Below are 17,342 nucleotides of genomic sequence, written 5' to 3'. Positions count from 1 at the left end.
ACCCTAGGTTCGCGGAGACTTCTTCGCGAAGAAGTCTCCGCGAACCTAGGGTGCCCTTATGGATCCTGAGGACGGCGAAGGCCGCACCCGTACCGCGCCGTCCCCGGGGGGCGGCCCGCACCCCACCGCGGTGCTCGACGCGAAGGGCCTGCGCGCCCTCGCCCACCCGCTCCGGGTGCGGCTCGTGCGGCTGCTGCGCACATACGGCCCGGCGACGGCGACCCGGCTCGCGGTGCGCCTTCGCGTCAACTCCGGAACGGCCAGCTACCACTTGCGCAGGCTCGCCGACGCCGGGTTCGGCACGGAGGACGTCGGCCGCGGCAACGCGCGCGAGCGCTGGTGGCGCCCGGTGCACGAGGAGACCCGCTCCGAGGGCGGCGACCTGCCGGAGCGGGAGCCGGGGGCGGCGCTCGCCCATCTGCGGTCGGTGGCCGCCGCGTACACGCTGCGCGTGCAGCGCGCCCTCGACGAGGCCGGGACCGCGCCCGGGCCCCGGCGGACCGCACTCGACCTGAGCGACCGCCCGCTGCGGATCACCGCGGCCGAGGCGGTGGCCCTCGGGGAGGAGCTGCGCGCCGTCACCGAGCGCTACCGGCGCGACTCCCCCGGCTCCCGCGCCGACGCGCCCGGCGGTACGGAGCGGGTCTCGGTGATCACGTTCGTCCTGCCCGAGCTGTCCCGCGCCGAGCAGGACGCCCCGTGAGGCCGGACCCCGCACGCGGCATACCGGCGGCCGGCGCGGCGGCCTCCGGGCCGCGCAGCCTGCGCCCGCTGGTCGGTGTGCTCACGGCGACGCTGGTCTCCCTGACGGGCACCCGGGTGTCGGCGATCGCCCTGCCCTGGTTCGTCCTCGCCACGTCCGGGAGCGCCTCGCGCACCGGCCTCGTCGCCTTCTGCGAGATGGCGCCGTACGTCCTGGTGAAGGCGCTCACCGGGCCTCTGGTGGACCGGGCGGGCCCGCGGGTCGTGTCCTGGACGACCGACCTGGTGAGCGCGGCGGCCGCCGTGGTCGTGCCGCTGCTGCACGCGCGCGGCGCCCTCAGCCTGCCGCTGCTGCTCGCCCTGGTGGCGCTGATCGGGGCAGCGCGGGGTCCGGGCGACCTGGCCAAGGAGATCATGGTGCCGGAGGCCGCGGACCGGGCCCGGGTGCCGCTTGAGCGGGCCACCGGGATCACGGGGGTCAACGAGCGCCTGGCCTCCACGGTGGGACCCGCGGTCGGCGGCGCCGTGGTGGCGCTGCTCGGGCCGCTGACGGCCCTGCTGCTCAACGCGGGCTGTTTCGCGCTCGGTTCGCTGATCGTGGCGGTGGCGCTGCCCCGGGGCATGGGCCGCGCCGCGGCCGGGGAGCCGCTGCACTCCGGGGAGCCGGCGCCGTCGGGCTACTGGCGGCGGTTCGGCGAGGGGTTCGCCTTCCTGCGGGGCGAGCCGCTGCTGCTGACCGTGATCGTCATGGTCGGCGTGACGAACCTGCTGGACGCCGCCTACGCGGGCGTGCTGGTCCCGGTGTGGGCCCGCGACTCGGGCGGCGGCCCCGCGGTGATCGGCCTGACCTCGGCCGTGGGGAGCTGCGCTGCGATCGGGGGCAGCCTGATCGCCGCCGCGGTCGCGTCCCGGATGCGGCGCAGGCCGGTGTTCTTCGCCGGCTTCCTGCTCGCGGGGGCGCCCCGGTTCCTGGTGCTTGCGTTCGGCGCGCCGCTGTGGGTGGTGCTCGCGGTGTTCGCCGTGGGCGGGTTCGGGGCGGGGTTCCTCAACCCGATCATCGGCGCGATCTCGTTCGAGCGGGTGCCGCGCCGCCTGCTCGGCCGGGTCAACGCGCTGGGCAACGCCACCGCCTGGGCGGGCATCCCCCTGGGCGGGCTGCTCGCGGGCGCGGCGGTGGGCGCCTTCGGCCTCGCGCCCGTCCTGCTGGTGGGCGGGGTCGTGTACTTCCTCACCACCAACCTGGCCGGGCTGCGGCCTGAGTGGCGCGAGATGGACCGCCACCGCGGCCGAGCGGCAAGCGCTCCGCCGCCCGTCGCCGCGCGGGCGGAGGCGGGCGGCGGAGCGCCCTGAGCCCGGGGCGGCCGCGCGCTCAGGGGCGGCCGCGTCCGGTTCCGTACCGGGGCGGCCGCTGCCGGGGGTTTGCGCTGTCGGTACGGGAGCGGCGGAGCGCAACTCCCGGGCCGGGGTCCGCCGCCGCTACGGCAGCAGCAGGATCTTCCCTCCGGCATGGCCCTCGGCCTGGAGCGCGTAGGCGGCCGGGGCCTCCGCGAGCGGGAACGAGGCCGCGACGGGCACAGCCAGCCCGCCGGCGGCGGCGCGGCGCACCAGGTCCTCGCGGGCGGCGGGCCGTATGCGCTCGGTCTCCCCTCCGGGTCCGATCCACTGGGCGCCGGCGGCCTCGGCGGCCCCGTAGTTGACCAGGGTGACGATCCGCCGCGGTGCGGCCACCAGGTCGAGCGAGACGGACAGGGCCTCGTCGGTGCCCGCGGTGTCGACCGCCGCGTCGACTCCCCCGGGGGCGAGCGCGCGCACCCGGTCGGCCAGCCCCGGCCCGTAGGCGACAGGCGTCACCCCCGCGGCCCGCAGCCGCTCATGGCGGGCGGGCGAGGCCGTGCCGATCACGGACGCCCCGCCCAGCCGGGCGAGTTGCGCGACCATGCCGCCGACCGCGCCCGAGGCGCCGTGCACCAGGAGCACGTCGCCCTCGGCGAGGCCGACCGCCGCCAGGGCGTGCGCGGCCGTCGTGCCGCTGCCGAGCAGCGCGGCCGCCTCGGAGAAACCGAGCGAGGGCGGCTTGTGCAGCAGCGCGTTCGCGGGGACGGTCACCTCTTCGGCCTGGGCGCCGTCGAGCCACTGCCCGAGCACCGCGTCGCCCACCGCGAGGCGGCCGCCCTCGAACCCGGTCGGGTCGGGCCCCACCGCGGTGACGACGCCGGCCAGCTCGTTGCCGAGCCGCAGCGGCAGCGCCGCCGGGTCGCGCCCGATCAGGCCGGCTGCCCGCTTCACGTCGAAGGGGCTGACGGCGGTGGCCCGGACGGCGACGACCACCTCCCCCGGGCCCGGCGGCACCGCGGGGACCTCGACGACCTCGATGACCTCGGCCCCGCCCCAGGCGGTGGCCACGACTGCGTGGACCATGCGCTCAGAACCCCACTGCCTGGCGGACGAGGACCACGGTGGCGCGGCCGGGGAAGACCTCCCGGCCGTAGACGAGCACCTTGGCGACCACGCTGCGGGCGCCGTAGGCGCTCTGGGCCCGCAGGTCCTCCTTGGGATAGGAGTACGTCTCGATGCGGCGCAGCGCGGTCGGCAGGTCGGCGACCACCTTCTGCGCGCCGACGACGAACACCGCCCTGGCCGCGCCCGAGGCGTAGGGGGCGAGCTGGGACCCGGACGCGGAGGCGACGACGAGCGTGCCGTCGAGGGTCACGGCGTGCACACTGCCGACGACCACGTCGGGCGCGGAGCGCGTCACCCGGACCTCGTCGGCGCGGGCCGCGAGGTCCCAGTCGGCCTGCGCGGCGCGGACGCTCCTGAACCGCCCGGACGCGTCCACGTCCTCGGCTATGCCGCTCTCCCGCAGCGTCTCGCTGGTGGCCGTGAGCACGCTCCTGTCGGTGGGGAGCAGACCGGCGACGAGGGCGCGCGCGTCGGCGGGGGTGTCGGCCAGGGACACCGTGAAGCCGTTGGACCGCAGCGCCTCGGCCGCGGACTGCAGGTCGGCCTCGGGCGCGGGGCGGGCAAAGGCCCCGTCCACGGGGAGGACATCGGGAACGGAGTGCTCCTGGGGCATGGCGGCGGCACCTTTCGGGTGTGCGGGGGCGCGCGGCGGGCACGAAGCACCCACCGGGAGTTAAGTATCTAGATAGATAGTAACTAGCTACTTGTTAAACGCAAGCGCGCCGCCACGCCACGGCGCCCGCCGCGCCGCCACGAGGGACACCTAAGGGAAGCCCGGGCGATCAGACACCCGAACGGTCAGACGCCCTCTCCCGGCGCCGCACAGCCGGCCTCCCCCGCCACCGCGGGGTCGACCCGGGCCACGGAGGCGGCGAGGGCTTCGAGGCCACCGGGGCCGAGGAGGGAGAGGACGCGCTCCTGGAGCGCGTCGGCGAGCGTCAGCGACGCCTTGGTCGCCGTGGCGCGTCCCGCCGGGGTCAGGCAGGCCAGGGTGACGCGCCGGTCGGCCGCGTGGGGGCGGCGCTCCATCAGCCCCGCCTCGCAGAGGCGGTCGGCGACCTTGGTGGTGCCCGCCGTGGTGAAGCCGAGGGTCCGCGACAACTGGCTCATCTGCGCCGTCTGTTCCGGTGCGGTCAGCAGGAACCACAGGACCTGGAAGGACGAGGGGGCGAGACCGGTGGCGCGCTGCACGTCGTCAAGCACCCGCTCGCTCAGGCGCCGCAGCCCCGACTGAATCCCGTCCCACTGCCTCAGCAGCGCGATCTGCCCGTCGGACGGACACAGTGCCGCCCCGCCCCCGTCCGCCACGACCGCCCCTGCCTCCCGCGCCGCCGCCATCACCGACTCCTCCCTGCCGCGGCGTGCGACCCGCCGCGACTTCCGCGCTCCGACAGCCGACCGAGCGGCCGTTGCCCAGCCTACCAACACCGGCTATTATCTAACTAGCTATCTAACAGCTGGCTAGCTACCTCTGTGCGAGGCCTGTGGCCCACCGCGTCCATGGAGAGGACTCCCGTCATGACCTTCACCATCCCCGTCCCCGACCGGGACGACCCCCGCTGGACCCGGCGCGGCGCCGTCCTGGTCCGCAGCTTCGAGGGCATCCCGCGCTGGGGCGTGGGCGACACGTACACGATCAAGCTGACCGCCGGGCAGACCGGCGGGTCCCTCGGCTTCATCGAGGCGTCCGTGCCACCGGGCGGCGGCCCCGACGCCCACGCACACGGCGACGAGGACGAGACGTTCTACCTTCTCGACGGCGAGCTCGAATTCCTCAACGGCGACGAGACGTTCACGGCGCGCACCGGCGACCTGGTCTTCGTCCCGCGCGGCAACCGCCACCGCTTCAAGAACACCGGGGACCGCACCGCCAGGATGGTCTTCCTCTTCACCCCCGGCGGCTTCGAGGACTTCTTCGTCACCGCGGGAGACGAGCCGCGCCCCGGCGAGGAGGCGCCCGTCTGGGGGCCCGAGCGCTACGAGGCCATCGTGTCCGGGTTCGAGAAGTACCACGTCACCCAGCTCCCCGAGGACAAGTGAGTGGCCGCGGCACCGGGAGCGGGAGAAGGACGGCCGTGCTGATCGACGGCACCGCGTTCGAGGAGGGCCTGGCCGACGTCAACGGCACCCGGCTGCACTACGTCACCGGCGGCTCCGGCACCCCCCTGCTGCTTCTGCCGGGCTGGCCGCGCACCTGGTGGCAGTTCCACAAGGTGCTGCCGCGGCTCGCCCGGCGCTACCGGGTGATCGCCGTGGACCTGCGCGGCATGGGGGACTCCGCCAAGCCGGTCGGCGGGTACGACAAGCAGACCATGGCCCGCGACGTCCACGAGCTGCTGACCGCGCTCGGCCACCGCGCCGCCCTGGTGGCGGGGGACGACATCGGGGCGATGGTCGCGCACGCCTTCGCCGCGCACCATCCGGAGGCGGCGCGCAAGGTGGTGCTCTGCGAGGGGGTGCACCCAGGACCCTATGTCGACGCCATGCCGCTGGTCCCGCGTCCCGGCGGCCCCTCGTCCTGGTGGTTCGCCCTGCACCAGCCCGACGGGCTGCCCGAGCAGCTGCTCGCCGGGCGCTACCGGCTGGTCATCGAGCATGTCACCCGGCAGTTGGCACGCTTCCCCGAAGCAATCGACGCGGAGAGCCTCGACCGCTACGCGGCCGCGTACGAGCAGCCGGGCGCCGCCCGCGCCGCGGCGGGCTGGTACCGGACGGTCCGGGAGGACATGGCGCAGGCCGCGCGGTTCCCGGCCATCCGGATGCCGGTGCTCGCCCTGGCCTCCGCGGGCAACGCGGCGGCCGTCGCCGGCGCCCTGGCCGCGACCGTGCCCGACGCACGCCACCACGAGGTCGCGGACACCGGCCACTACGTGGCCGAGGAGAACCCGGACGGCTACGCGGACGCCCTGATCTCCTTCTTCGGCTGACCCGGAGGCCGGGCCGCGGCCGGATCACGCGGCCCGGCCCGGCCCGCCGCACCCGTCAGAAGGTGTACGCCTCCACCTCGGCGAGGTACGCAGCGCGGAGGTCCTCCGCGTCGTCCAGGAAGGAGGCCTCGAAGGAGTTGCGGGCCAGCAGGCGCACCTGGTCCTCGCCGAGGCGCAGCGCGTCGGCCGCGGCGCGCAGGTTGTCCTCGGCGTACCCGCCGAAGTACGCGGGGTCGTCGGAGTTGACCGTCACGACGAGGCCTGCCTCCAGCATGGCCCGCAGCGGGTGCGCGGAGAGCACGTCCACGGCCCGCAGCCGCACGTTCGACAGCGGGCAGACCGTCAGCGGAACCCGGGCGCGCACCAGCCGCTCGACCAGGGCGGGGTCCTCGACGCTGCGCAGGCCGTGGTCGATCCGCTCGACGCCGAGGACGTCGAGGGCCTCCCGTACGTACGCGGCCGGGCCCTCCTCCCCCGCGTGCGCCACCCGGCGCAGCCCGAGGCGCGCCGCCTCCTCGTACACGGCCCTGAACAGCGAGGGCGGGTTGCCGGCCTCGGCCGAGTCGAGGCCGACGCCCGTGATGTGGTCCAGGTAAGGACGGGCCGCCGCGAGCGTCTCGGCGGCCGACTCGGGCGACGCGTCGCGCAGGAAGCACAGGATGAGCCGCGTGGTCACGCCGTGCCGCTCGGGCGCGCGGTCGAGGGCGCGCGCGAGGCCGGCCACGACGGTGCCCATCGGCACGCCCCGCGCGAGGTGCGCCTGCGGGTCGAAGAAGATCTCCGCGTGCCGCACGCCCTGAGCCGCGGCACGGGCGAGGTACGCCTCGGCGAGGTCGGTGAAGTCCTCCTCGGTACGCAGCACCGCCATCAGCTCGTAGTACAGGTCCAGGAAGGACTGGAGGTCCTGGAAGCGGTACCGCGCCCGCAGCTCCTCCGCGTCGGCGTACGGCAGGGCGAGGCCGTTGCGCGCGGCGAGGGTGAAGGCGAGCTCCGGCTCCAGGGTGCCTTCGATGTGGAGGTGGAGTTCGGCCTTGGGGATGGGCACGGTTTCGCCAGTTCGTTCGTCTGCGGACACGGAGTGTCCATCCTAGACGCGCCGCAGGTCAGGGCGGGTGCCGGGCGGGTGTGGGACGGAGCACCAGCCCAGGCCCGGGTATCCCGGCGCCCGCGTCCGCGCTCAGCCCCGGTACGCTTCGAGGAGCCTGAGCCACACCTCGCTGATGGTGGGATACGCCGGCACGGCGTGCCACAGGCGCTCCACCGGCACCTCGCCCGCCACCGCGATGCTCGCCGAGTGGATCATCTCCCCCGCGCCGGGACCCGCGAAGGTGACGCCGACGAGGACCTCGCGGTCGAGGTCGACGACCATGCGGGCCCGTCCGGTGTAGCCCTCGGCGTAGAGCGCGGCGCCCGCGACGGCGCCCATGTCCTGGTCGACCGCGCGCACCCGCAGTCCCTCCTGCTCGGCCTGCGCAAGGGTCAGGCCGACCGAGCCGACCTCAGGGTCGGTGAAGACCACCTGGGAGGTCGCGAGGCGGTCGGCGGTCGCCGCGTGCATCCCCCAGCGGTCCGTCTCCAGCAGCGGCACGCCCTGGGCCCTGGCCGCGATCGCGGCGCCCGCGATCCTGGCCTGGTACTTGCCCTGGTGGGTCAGGAGGGCCCGGTGGTTGACGTCGCCGACCGCGTAGAGCCAGTCGTGGCCCCGCACGCGCAGCGACTCGTCCACGTCGAGCCACGCGCCGGGGGTGAGGCCGACGGTGTCGAGGCCGAGGTCGTCGCTGCGCGGGGCGCGTCCCGTGGCGAAGAGGAGCTCGTCGCCCTCGACGCGCTCCCCCGATTCGAGGACCACGGTGACGGGTCCCTCGCCGTCCGGGCGCTCCACCGCGACGGCCGAGGAGTTCGTCCGCACGACGGCACCCGCCTCGGTCAGCGCGTCGGCGACCAGCTCGCCCGCGAAGGGCTCCATGCCGGGCAGCGGGCGGTCGCCGCGGATGAGGAGGGTCACCTGGGAGCCGAGCGCCTGGTAGGCGGTGGCCATCTCGCTGCCGACGACGCCGGCGCCCACGATCACGAGGCGTCCCGGGACGTGCGGGGAGCTGGTGGCCTCGCGGCTGGTCCACGGCCTGGCCTCGGCGGCGCCCGGCAGGCCGGGCACGACGGCGCGGCTGCCGGTGCACAGGGCGACGGCGTGGCGGGCGGTGAGCAGGACCTCGCCGCTGTCCTTCGCGGTGACGGAGACCTGCTTCGGGCCCGCGAGCCTGCCGTGGCCGCGGTAGAGCGCGGTGCCGGTGCCCTCGACCCAGGAGACCTGGCCGTCGTCCTTCCAGTGCGAGGTGAAGCCGTCGCGGTTGGCGAGCACGGCGGGCACGTCGAGGGGGCCCTGCACGGCCGCGCGAAGGCCGGGCACCCTGCGCGCGTCCGCGCGGGCGATCACCGGCCGCAGCAGCGCCTTGCTCGGCATGCAGGCCCAGTACGAGCACTCGCCGCCCACCAGCTCGCTCTCCACGATCGCCGCGCTCAGTCCTGCGGCGCGCGCCCGGTCCGCGACGTTCTCCCCGACCGGTCCCGCGCCCACGACGACGACGTCGTACTCCGTTGCTTCCGTCATGGGCACAGTCTGCTGCGGCCCGGTCGGCATGGCCAGACGATCAATGGGAAGGGGCGCCAGGAATACGCTCCGGGCGCACGCCGTTGTCCGAAGCGGCTGAACCGATAACAGGAAGAGGTATTCAGCTCATGGCCACGATGGAACTCACGAAGGAGAACTTCGACCAGACGGTGTCGGAGAACGACTTCCTTCTCATCGACTTCTGGGCTTCCTGGTGCGGTCCCTGCCGCCAGTTCGCACCGGTCTACGAGAAGGCGTCGGAGCGCCACGACGACCTCGTCTTCGCGAAGGTGGACACGGAGGCCCAGCAGGAGCTGGCCGCCGCCTTCGACATCCGTTCGATTCCGACGCTGATGATCGTCCGGGACAATGTCGCCGTGTTCGCCCAGCCGGGTGCGCTGCCCGAGGCGGCCCTCGAAGACGTCATCGGCCAGGCGAGGGCGCTGGACATGGACGAGGTCCGCAAGTCCATCGCCGAAGCCGAGGCGAAGGGCGGCACGGAGAGCCCCCAGGGCGCCGAGTAGCGGAGCCCCGCACCCCGCGCGCCCCGCGCCGCGCGCCCCGAGACCGCCACGACCCGGCGGCCGCCCTCTCCCACCCGCCAAGGGCCCGGGATCCGGGGCCGGCACGCCGGGTCGTCGCGCGCGCGGCCCGCGATAGCCGGGTCACGCCGGGGCCGCCCCGTTCCGGAGGCCCGGGGCGGCTCGTCGTAGAAGGGGCGGCGGGGCTCTCGGGCACCGTGTCGCTCACGGCAGCGGGAGGCCGGTGTAGTGGGCGGCGAGTTCGGTGGCGGCGGCGGGTGAGGCGGCTATGCGGTGCAGGCGGGCCAGTTCGATGCGGCGGTCGAAGGCGGTCTGGTCCGGCGGGGTGTGGAGCATCGTGGTCATGTCGTAAGAGAAGCGGGTGGCCTGCCAGACCCGGGTCAGGGCGGTCCTGGGGTAGGCGTCGAGCAGGTCCGTCGAGCCGGTGCGGTGCAGCGCCTCGAAGGCGCGGCCGAGGAGGCGCACGTCGGAGACGGCGAGGTTGAGCCCCTTGGCGCCGGTGGGCGGCACGATGTGGGCGGCGTCGCCCGCGAGCAGCAGCCGGCCGTGGCGCAGCGGCTCGGAGACGAAGCTGCGCATCGGGGTGACGGACGTGGCGGTGACGGGCCCGCGGGCGAGCCGCCGGCCGGGCTCGCCGCCCGCGGCGAGGCGCGCGTCGAGTTCGTCCCAGATCCGTTCGTCGGGCCAGTCGGCGGGGTCGGTGCCGACGGGCACCTGAAGGTAGAGCCGGGAGACGGTGGGCGAGCGCATGCTGAGCAGCGCGAAGCCGTGTTCGCCGCGTGCGTAGACGAGTTCGTCGTTCGAGGGGGCGACGTCGGCGAGGACGCCGAGCCAGGAGAACGGGTAGTCGCGCGCGTAGGCGGTACGCAGCGCGGGGGGTACGGCGTCGCGGGCGACGCCGTGGAAGCCGTCGCAGCCCACGGCCCAGTCGCACTCCAGAGTGCGGGCACGGCCCTCGTGCCGGTAGTGGATGAGCGGCCGGCCGCCCGTCGCGCCCTCGACGGCCTCGGCGCGCGCGCCGAACAGCAGCGGCGGGCCCTCGGCGAGTTGCAGGGCGACGAGGTCCTTCACAATCTCCGTCTGGGCGTAGACGGTGACGGTGCGGCCGGTCAGCGCGGGGAAGTCGAGGCGGTGCGTGACGCCGTCGAAGCGCAGCTGGATGCCGCGGTGTTCGAGGCCCTCGGCGTCGAGGCGGGCGGCGGCGCCGACTGCGCGGAGCGCCTCGACCGTGCCCGCTTCGAGCAGCCCGGCGCGCTGGCGTGCCTCGATGTAGGCGCGGTCGCGGTTCTCCAGGACGACGCAGTCGACGCCCGCGAGGTGCAGCGTGCGGGCGAGCAGCAGTCCCGCGGGGCCCGCGCCGATGATGCCGACGGTGGTGCGCACCGGGTGCCCTTTCAGCGTTCGAGGACGAGGGCGAGGCCCTGTCCGACGCCGATGCACAGGGCGGCGAGCCCGGTGCCCGAGCCCGCGGCGGCGAGCTGGTGGGCGACGGAGCCCGCGATCCGGGCGCCGGAGGCGCCGAGGGGGTGGCCGATGGCGATCGCGCCGCCGCGCGGGTTGACGACCGCAGGGTCGAGGTCGGGCCACTCGGCGAGGCAGCCGAGGGACTGGGCGGCGAACGCCTCGTTGAGCTCGAAGGTGGTGAGATCGGCGAAGGTGCGGCCGGACCTGGCGAGCGCGCGGCGCACGGCCTCCACGGGCCCGAGGCCGAACAGGTTGGGCTCGATGCCGGTGACGGCGGACGCGCCGATCCTGGCGAGCGGTTCGCGGCCGGTGGCGCGCAGCCCGTCCTCGTCGACGAGGAGAAGGGCGGCAGCGCCGTCGTTGAGGGGCGAGGAGTTGCCGGCGGTGACCCGGCCCGTGCCGTCCGTGCGGAAGGAGGGCTTCAGCTTGGCGAGTGCCTCGGGGGACGTGCCGTCGCGGATGGACTCGTCGCGGGCCAGGTCGGTACCGGGGCAGGGCACGACCTCGCCGTCGTAGAGCCCGTCCGCCCACGCCTTGGCGGCCTTGCGGTGGCTGTCGAGCGCGAACGCGTCCTGCGCCTCGCGGCTGACGGCGTGCTTGTCGGCGATCTGCTCGGCGCTCTCGCCGAGCGCCACGGTCCACTCGGCGGGCATGCCCGGGTTGGTCATCCGCCAGCCGAGGGTGGTGGACCAGAGCTGCTGGTGCCCCGCGGGGAAGGCGCGTTCCGGCTTCTGCACCACCCAGGGCGCGCGGGACATCGACTCGACTCCGCCCGCGAGGACGACGGACGCGTCGCCGAGCGCGACGGCGCGCGCGGCCTGGATGACGGCTTCGAGTCCAGAGCCGCAGAGCCGGTTGACGGTCACGCCCGGCACGGTGACGGGCAGCCCGGCGAGCAGGGCGGCCATCCTGGCGACGTTCCTGTTGTCCTCGCCCGCGCCGTTGGCGTCGCCGAGGACGACGTCGTCGATGCGCGCCGGGTCGAGGGCGGGGGTGCGTTCCACCAGGGCCCTGAGCACGTGCGCGGCCAGGTCGTCGGGGCGCACGCCCGCGAGGGCGCCGCCGAACCTGCCGACGGGGGTGCGGACGGCGTCGACGACATAGACATCGCGCAGGCTCATGGCTCTCGTCCCTCTCCCCCGGCCGGGGGCACGTCCGGCGTTGTGCGCATCGCGCACACTCGTTCAGTTCGGCCACCCGAGTCTCTGCCCCGTGCCGTGCGGTGTCAACGTCCCCCGGTGCGGGACCTGGTGGCGGGGGCGCGGACGGCACGCTCTACGGTCGTGCCCATGACGCCCTACTCCGACGTGCACGACCACCAGGACAGCGACGTGCCGGGCCGCACCGGCCCGGCCGCGACGACCGAGGCCGACCCCCGCGAGGTGGGGGCGGTACGCACCGAGTACTCCCCCGCGCATGACGGGGACCCGGACCCCGGCGAGATCGTGTGGACGTGGGTGCCGTTCGAGGAGAACGACGGCCGCGGCAAGGACCGCCCGGTGCTCGTGGTGGCCCGCGAGGCGGCGGGCACGCTGCTCGCGGTGCAGCTGTCGAGCAAGCGGCACCAGGGCGACGCGGACTGGGTGGCGGTCGGCCAGGGCCCGTGGGACCGGGAGGGGCGCGACTCGTGGGTGGCGCTCGACCGGGTGATGCGGCTGCACGACGCGGGGATGCGCCGCGAGGCGTGCGCGCTGGACAGGGGCCGGTTCAACCTGGTGGTGAACCGGCTGCGGGAGCGGTACGGCTGGAGCTGACGCGCCGCGGCGGCGCGGGACCCACGCGGGACCCGCGCCGCCGCACGGCCGGGGGCCGGCGCGGGCGCCCGGGCTCAGGCGGCCGTGGCCAGCGAGAGCGCGAAGCGCCCGGCCTCGTCCGTCCACCAGCGGGTGGGCGCGAATCCGGCCGCGTCCAGCTCGGCGTCGACGCCCTCCTTGCGGAACTTGGCGGAGATCTCCGTGCGCAGCTCCTCGCCGCGGGCGAAGTGCGCGACGAGGTCGAGTTCGGGGATCTTGACGGTGAGGCCGCGGCGGGCCCGCAGCCGCATCTCGATCCACTCGTGGGCGGGGTCCCAGAGCGCGACATGGTCGAAGTCGGCCGGGTCGAAGTCGGCGCCGAGTTCGCGGTCGACCACGCTGAGCACGTTCTTGTTGAACTCCGCGGTCACGCCCGCCGCGTCGTCGTACGCCCGTACCAGCACGCCCTCGTCCTTGACGAGGTCCGTGCCGAGCAGCAGGGTGTCGCCGGGCCTGAGCAGGGCCCGCACGGAGGCGAGGAAGCGGGCGCGCTCCGCGGGCAGCAGGTTGCCGACGGTGCCGCCGAGGAAGGCGACGAGCCTCGGGCCCTCGGTGGGCGGGAGTTCGACGCCGCGGGTGAAGTCCGCGATCAGCGCGTGCACCCGCAGCTCGGGGCGGTCCGCGAGGAGCGCCTCGGCGGCGCCGGTCAGCGCGCTCTCGCTGACGTCGACCGTCACGTAGTCGCGCAGGCCGCCGGCCCGGCTGAGGGCGTCGAGCAGGTGGCGGGTCTTCTCCGAGGAGCCCGAGCCCAGTTCGACCAGGGTCCGGGCGCCGGTGACCCGGGCGATCTCGGGCGCGCGGGCGAGCAGGATCTCCCGCTCCGCGCGGGTCGGGTAGTACTCGGGGAGCCGGGTGATCTCCTCGAACAGGTCGCTGCCGCGCGTGTCGTAGAACCACTTGGGCGGCAGGGACTTGGGGGTCGCGGTGAGGCCGCGCCGCACGTCGTCGCGGAGCGCGGCGCCGGTGGCGTCCTCGGGCAGGGTGCGGGTGACGGTGTAGGGGCTCACGAGGGGGGCTCCTTGAGGGGGGTGAGCGTGACGTCGGCGCGGGTCGCCACGAGCAGCGTGCGGTCGGGGACCTCCTGCCAGCGGGGGTCGTCGTCGTACGGCTCGGAGGCCACCACCGCCCGGCGGCCCTGGTCGTGCAGGTACCAGAGGGTGTCGCCCCAGGCGGTGGCCGCGACGGCGGCGCCGTCGGTCAGCAGGAGGTTGAGACGGGAGCCGGGAGCGGCGCCCGCCACGTCGTAAACGGCGTCGGCGAGCGCCTGCCCCGGGGTGTCCCCGGCCCGCAGCCGGTGCAGGATCAGCGCCCAGACCAGCGCGGAGTCGTTTCTGGCCGCCAGCGAGAGCACCTCGTCCGCGGGCAGTGCGGCGGCGAGCGGCGCGAGGCTGTGCGGCCAGCCGGTGACGGCGCCGTTGTGGCTGAACAGCCATGGCCCGTCGGCGAACGGCGCCGCGGCCGCCTCGCCGTCGGCGCTCGGCACCGTGGCGTCCCGTACGGCGGCGAGCAGCGCGCCCGCGCGCACCACGCGGGCCAGGTCGGCGAAGCCGGGGTCGGCCCAGATCGGCCCGGCGCGCCGGTAGCGGGCGGGCACGGGGTCGCCCTCTGCGTACCAGCCGACGCCGAAGCCGTCCGCGTTGACCGTGCCGTGGCGCTGGTGCCTCGGCGCCCAGGACTGCTGGTACAGGGCGTGCGGCGGCGCCACGAGGGCGGCGGCGAGCGGCTCGGCCGGGCCGAGCAGCGCGACGTGGCGGCACATCAGGCGTCCCGCGCGGTGCGGAAACCGGAGAAGATCTGCCGGCGCACCGGCAGGTCCCAGTTGCGGAAGGTGCCGCGGCAGGCGACGGCGTCCACCGCGAAGGACCCGCCGCGCAGCACCTTGTGGTCGCCGCCGAAGAAGACCTTGGAGTACTCGGGGTACGGGAAGACCGTGAAGCCCGGGTAGGGCAGGAAGTCGCTGGACGTCCACTCCCAGACGTCGCCGATGAGCTGGCGTACGCCGAGCGGCGAGGCGCCCGCGGGGTAGCTGCCCGCGCGGGCGGGCCGCAGATGGCGCTGGCCGAGGTTGGCGTGCTCGGCCGCGGGTTCCGCGTCGCCCCACGGGTAGCGGCGGGAGGCGCCCGTGGCGGGGTCGTGGCGCGCGGCCTTCTCCCACTCCTCCTCGGTGGGCAGGCGCCGGCCGGCCCACCGGGCGTAGGCGTCGGCCTCGTACCAGCTGACGTGCAGCACCGGCTCGTCGTCCGGTACGGGCTCCACGGTGCCGAAGCGGCGGCGCAGCCACTCGTTGCCGTCGCGGCGCCAGAACAGCGGCGCGGCGATGCCGTGTTCGCGGATCTGTGCCCACCCGGCAGGCGCCCACCAGCGCTCGTCCCCGTAGCCGCCGTCCTCGATGAACGCCTTGTACGCGCCGTTGGTGACGGGCACGGTGTCGAGGTGGAAGGCGGGCACGAGACGCTGGTGCTCGGGGCGTTCGTTGTCGAGCGCCCAGGGCTCCGTGGAGGTGCCCATGGCGAAGGGTCCCGCGGGCACGAGGACCTCGGCGGGCAGCCGCGCCGCGTCCCCGGCGTCCGGGGCGGGCGGCTCGGGGGCGTGCAGCGCGGCAGGGCCCTTGCGCAGCTGGTGCGTGATCAGCATGGTCTCGTCGTGCTGCTGTTCGTGCTGGGCGATCATCCCGTAGGCGAAGCCGGAGCTGAGCAGCGGCGTTCCGGGGTCCAGCGGGGTGCGTTCGATGACGTCGAGCACCCGGTCGCGGATGTCGGCGGCGTAGGCGCGGGCCTCGGCGGGCGGCAGCAGCGGCAGTGTGGGCCGCTCGGAGCGCGGGTGCTCGAAGGCGTCGTAGATGGAGTCGATGTCGGGGCGCACGGCGTCGTGGCCGCCGACGGTACGCAGCAGCCACTGCTCCTCCTGGTTGCCGATGTGGGCGAGGTCCCACACGAGCGGCGACATGAGGGGCGAGTGCTGGGCGGTGAGGTCGTCCTCGTCGACGCAGGAGGTCAGCAGCGCCGTGCGGGCGCGTGCCCTGGTGAGGGTGGCGACGGCGTGGTCGCGCAGGGCCTCGGCGTCCTGGCCGGGTATCAGCAGCGGGGCCGGGGCGTCCGCGGGCTCGGCCGGTGCGGCGGAGGCTGCGCGGGACTCTGCGGTGCGGTCGGTCATGTCCTGGGGTCCTTCTCGGGTTCGGGGACGCGCAGGTCGTCGGCGGGACATCGTCCGCGCAGGACGTAGCGCTCGGTGAAGTCGGCGACGGCGTCCTGGACGGCCCGTCCCGCGCCGACGCGCGGCAGCGCGGCCAGGGCGGTCTCGAAGCAGACGGCGGCCGTCGCGCGGAGTTCGGGGTCGGCCAGGCCGTGCCGTGCGGCGTTGAGCCACAGGAGGTTGCCGGGGGCGGGCAGCGGCCCGGCCGTCTCGGCGAGCGGCTTGACCGCGCGGTAGACGGTCTCCGCGGCCTCGGGGTCGTCGAAGAGGGCGGTCGTCACGGCCAGCGGGACGATCCAGCCGTCCTCGCCGGGCTGGGCGTCGATCATGCGCAGCTCCAGGTGGCCGCGCGGTCTGACCGGGGGGAAGAGGGTGGTGAGGTGGTATTCGAGGTCGGTGCGGTCGGGCGGGCGCGGCAGCCCGTGTCTGATCCACTCCCGGAACGTGAGCCCGTCGGGGACCGCCCAGGGCCCCTGCTCGGCCCTGACGCACATCACGGGCGCGTCGAGGGCGTGGGCCGTCCAGCCGGCGCGCGGGTCGCCGCCCGCTGCGGGGGCGCTGGTGCGCGCCGGGTCGAGCTTCGTCCACACGGCCTGCCGGGTGGAGCGCCAGCCGGTGGGGTGGCCGCGCCGCATGGGCGAGTTGGCGAAGGCGGCGACGAGTACGGCGCCGAGCAGGTGCGCGAGCTGCCAGCGGCGGCCGTGGCCGAGCGGGCCGGGCTCCTCGTGCCCCGCGTCGAGACAGACCTGCACGGACGCGGTGGTGCGCATCATGGCGCGCCCGGTGTCGTCGTACTGGTCGAAGTACGCCTCCATCGCGTCGTAGCGCGGAGCGTGCAGCATCCGGTCGGGGTGGTGCCAGGGGTCCTGCCCGTATCCGGCGAGCGCCAGGCCGTGGGCGCCGAGGCGCGTGCGGACGGCGGCGAGGTCGGCGGCGACGGTGTCGATGCACGCGGTCAGCGACGCGGCGGGCGGCGAGCTAAGCTCCAGCTGCCCGCCGGGTTCGAAGGTGAGTGCCGACTTCAGCGGCAGGGTCCGCAACCCGTCGAGGGCGGTGGCGCGGCGCTCCGCCGCGACGCCCTCCTCGGGGCGGCTCTGGTCGTGGACGAGCCATTCGAGTTCCACCCCTACGGTGCGGGGCGGCCCTGTCTTGAAGCAGATGCCGTCGAGCAGCGCCTCTGCTGCCTCCTCGGTGAGCACACTGCGCCCATCCGCGATGGTGTCGGGTGGCATGGCCGGTTCCTCCTGTCGAGGGCCGTGGCGGCCTGGGCCCGGGTCGGGCCCGCACCGCTCCGGCTCCAACCTAAAGCCACTCGTTTCCGCTCGCACAAGAGTGCCCGGGGCCCGGTCAGGGAAACGTCAGGTATTCGACGTGCCGGACCGCCCGGCCGGGGCCCGGTCCCCACGCTCCCCGCGGCGCCCTGGCGCGGGCGCGGCGCCCTGGCCGCGGACGGCCGGACGGGCGGCACGGGAGGCACGGGAGGGACGGGTGCGGCGGGACGCACGAGAGCCACCGGAGGCACGGGAGGCACGGGAGGCACCGGGGACACGGCAGGCGCGGGAGCGACGGCGGGGAGGGCGGGCCCCGGGTACGTCGAGCAGGGCGCCGAGTTCGCCTGCGAAGACCTGGTGGCGCAGCCGCTGCGCGGCGCGGA

At 75.3% G+C, this 17,342-nt stretch carries 17 protein-coding genes; 6 read left to right on the top strand and 11 right to left on the bottom strand.

The window, feature by feature from the left end:
* Positions 1 to 58: 58 nt before the first annotated feature.
* Together ABEA77_RS29835 and ABEA77_RS29830 are read left to right on the top strand one after the other, a co-directional pair.
* A complete protein-coding gene (locus ABEA77_RS29835; RefSeq protein WP_345654412.1) occupies positions 59 to 703 on the top strand; it encodes a helix-turn-helix domain-containing protein in 645 nt (214 codons plus the stop codon).
* Entirely contained in the window at positions 700 to 2,052 is a 1,353-nt protein-coding gene (locus ABEA77_RS29830; RefSeq protein WP_345654409.1) for an MFS transporter, read from the top strand. Before ABEA77_RS29835 ends, ABEA77_RS29830 begins: the two co-directional genes overlap by 4 nt.
* 126 nt (positions 2,053 to 2,178) lie before the next feature.
* Here ABEA77_RS29830 and ABEA77_RS29825 read toward each other — a convergent pair whose 3' ends face one another.
* From ABEA77_RS29825 to ABEA77_RS29815, 3 genes are all read right to left on the bottom strand, one after another.
* Complete coding sequence (locus ABEA77_RS29825) at positions 2,179 to 3,120, bottom strand: NADP-dependent oxidoreductase (protein WP_345654407.1); 942 nt, start codon at positions 3,118 to 3,120, stop codon at positions 2,179 to 2,181.
* Between the two features lie 4 nt (positions 3,121 to 3,124).
* Positions 3,125 to 3,775, bottom strand: coding sequence for an LUD domain-containing protein (locus ABEA77_RS29820; protein WP_345654404.1), 651 nt, complete (start codon positions 3,773 to 3,775; stop codon positions 3,125 to 3,127).
* A gap of 185 nt (positions 3,776 to 3,960) precedes the next feature.
* Entirely contained in the window at positions 3,961 to 4,500 is a 540-nt protein-coding gene (locus ABEA77_RS29815; RefSeq protein WP_345654401.1) for a MarR family winged helix-turn-helix transcriptional regulator, read from the bottom strand.
* 180 nt (positions 4,501 to 4,680) lie between these two features.
* Between ABEA77_RS29815 and ABEA77_RS29810 the strand changes: the two genes are divergently transcribed.
* Both ABEA77_RS29810 and ABEA77_RS29805 read left to right on the top strand, forming a co-directional pair.
* Positions 4,681 to 5,202, top strand: a complete 522-nt coding sequence (locus ABEA77_RS29810) for a cupin domain-containing protein (protein ID WP_345654398.1) — start codon at positions 4,681 to 4,683, stop codon at positions 5,200 to 5,202.
* A gap of 35 nt (positions 5,203 to 5,237) precedes the next feature.
* On the top strand, positions 5,238 to 6,089 hold the full coding sequence (locus ABEA77_RS29805; RefSeq protein ID WP_345654395.1) for an alpha/beta fold hydrolase: 852 nt from the start codon (positions 5,238 to 5,240) through the stop codon (positions 6,087 to 6,089).
* Between the two features lie 55 nt (positions 6,090 to 6,144).
* Here the strand turns inward: ABEA77_RS29805 and ABEA77_RS29800 are convergent, their stop codons facing one another.
* Both ABEA77_RS29800 and ABEA77_RS29795 read right to left on the bottom strand, forming a co-directional pair.
* A complete protein-coding gene (locus ABEA77_RS29800) occupies positions 6,145 to 7,134 on the bottom strand; it encodes an adenosine deaminase (protein WP_345654392.1) in 990 nt (329 codons plus the stop codon).
* A 132-nt stretch (positions 7,135 to 7,266) separates the two neighbouring features.
* Positions 7,267 to 8,697, bottom strand: a complete 1,431-nt coding sequence (locus ABEA77_RS29795; RefSeq protein WP_345654389.1) for a dihydrolipoyl dehydrogenase family protein — start codon at positions 8,695 to 8,697, stop codon at positions 7,267 to 7,269.
* Positions 8,698 to 8,825: 128 nt separating this feature from the next.
* Here ABEA77_RS29795 and trxA point away from each other — a divergent pair, with 128 nt between their 5' ends.
* Positions 8,826 to 9,221 (top strand): thioredoxin, encoded by a 396-nt coding sequence (gene trxA / locus ABEA77_RS29790; protein WP_345654386.1) that lies wholly within the window; start codon positions 8,826 to 8,828, stop codon positions 9,219 to 9,221.
* A 222-nt stretch (positions 9,222 to 9,443) separates the two neighbouring features.
* Here the strand turns inward: trxA and ABEA77_RS29785 are convergent, their stop codons facing one another.
* Both ABEA77_RS29785 and ABEA77_RS29780 read right to left on the bottom strand, forming a co-directional pair.
* Entirely contained in the window at positions 9,444 to 10,622 is a 1,179-nt protein-coding gene (locus ABEA77_RS29785) for a 4-hydroxybenzoate 3-monooxygenase (protein ID WP_345654383.1), read from the bottom strand.
* Positions 10,623 to 10,633: 11 nt separating this feature from the next.
* Positions 10,634 to 11,824 (bottom strand): thiolase family protein, encoded by a 1,191-nt coding sequence (locus ABEA77_RS29780; RefSeq protein WP_345654380.1) that lies wholly within the window; start codon positions 11,822 to 11,824, stop codon positions 10,634 to 10,636.
* Between the two features lie 168 nt (positions 11,825 to 11,992).
* Between ABEA77_RS29780 and ABEA77_RS29775 the strand changes: the two genes are divergently transcribed.
* Positions 11,993 to 12,457, top strand: coding sequence for a type II toxin-antitoxin system PemK/MazF family toxin (locus ABEA77_RS29775; protein ID WP_345654377.1), 465 nt, complete (start codon positions 11,993 to 11,995; stop codon positions 12,455 to 12,457).
* A gap of 74 nt (positions 12,458 to 12,531) precedes the next feature.
* Here the strand turns inward: ABEA77_RS29775 and egtD are convergent, their stop codons facing one another.
* The 4 genes from egtD to egtA are packed head-to-tail and all read right to left on the bottom strand — an operon-like array spanning position 12,532 to position 16,920.
* Positions 12,532 to 13,503, bottom strand: coding sequence for an L-histidine N(alpha)-methyltransferase (gene egtD / locus ABEA77_RS29770; protein ID WP_345654374.1), 972 nt, complete (start codon positions 13,501 to 13,503; stop codon positions 12,532 to 12,534).
* A complete protein-coding gene (gene egtC, locus ABEA77_RS29765; RefSeq protein WP_345654371.1) occupies positions 13,500 to 14,255 on the bottom strand; it encodes an ergothioneine biosynthesis protein EgtC in 756 nt (251 codons plus the stop codon). The genes egtD and egtC overlap by 4 nt, the downstream gene beginning before the upstream one ends.
* Positions 14,255 to 15,649 (bottom strand): ergothioneine biosynthesis protein EgtB, encoded by a 1,395-nt coding sequence (egtB, locus tag ABEA77_RS29760; protein WP_345654369.1) that lies wholly within the window; start codon positions 15,647 to 15,649, stop codon positions 14,255 to 14,257. The genes egtC and egtB overlap by 1 nt, the downstream gene beginning before the upstream one ends.
* Entirely contained in the window at positions 15,646 to 16,920 is a 1,275-nt protein-coding gene (gene egtA / locus ABEA77_RS29755; RefSeq protein WP_345654366.1) for an ergothioneine biosynthesis glutamate--cysteine ligase EgtA, read from the bottom strand. The genes egtB and egtA overlap by 4 nt, the downstream gene beginning before the upstream one ends.
* Between the last annotated feature and the right edge of the window lie 422 nt (positions 16,921 to 17,342).

Source organism: Streptomyces tremellae (assembly GCF_039540215.1).
In the GTDB taxonomy this organism is placed as follows: Bacteria; Actinomycetota; Actinomycetes; order Streptomycetales; family Streptomycetaceae; genus Streptomyces; species Streptomyces tremellae.
Note: the sequence above shows the minus strand (reverse complement) of the source record. Positions and strands in the feature narration are given on the sequence as shown.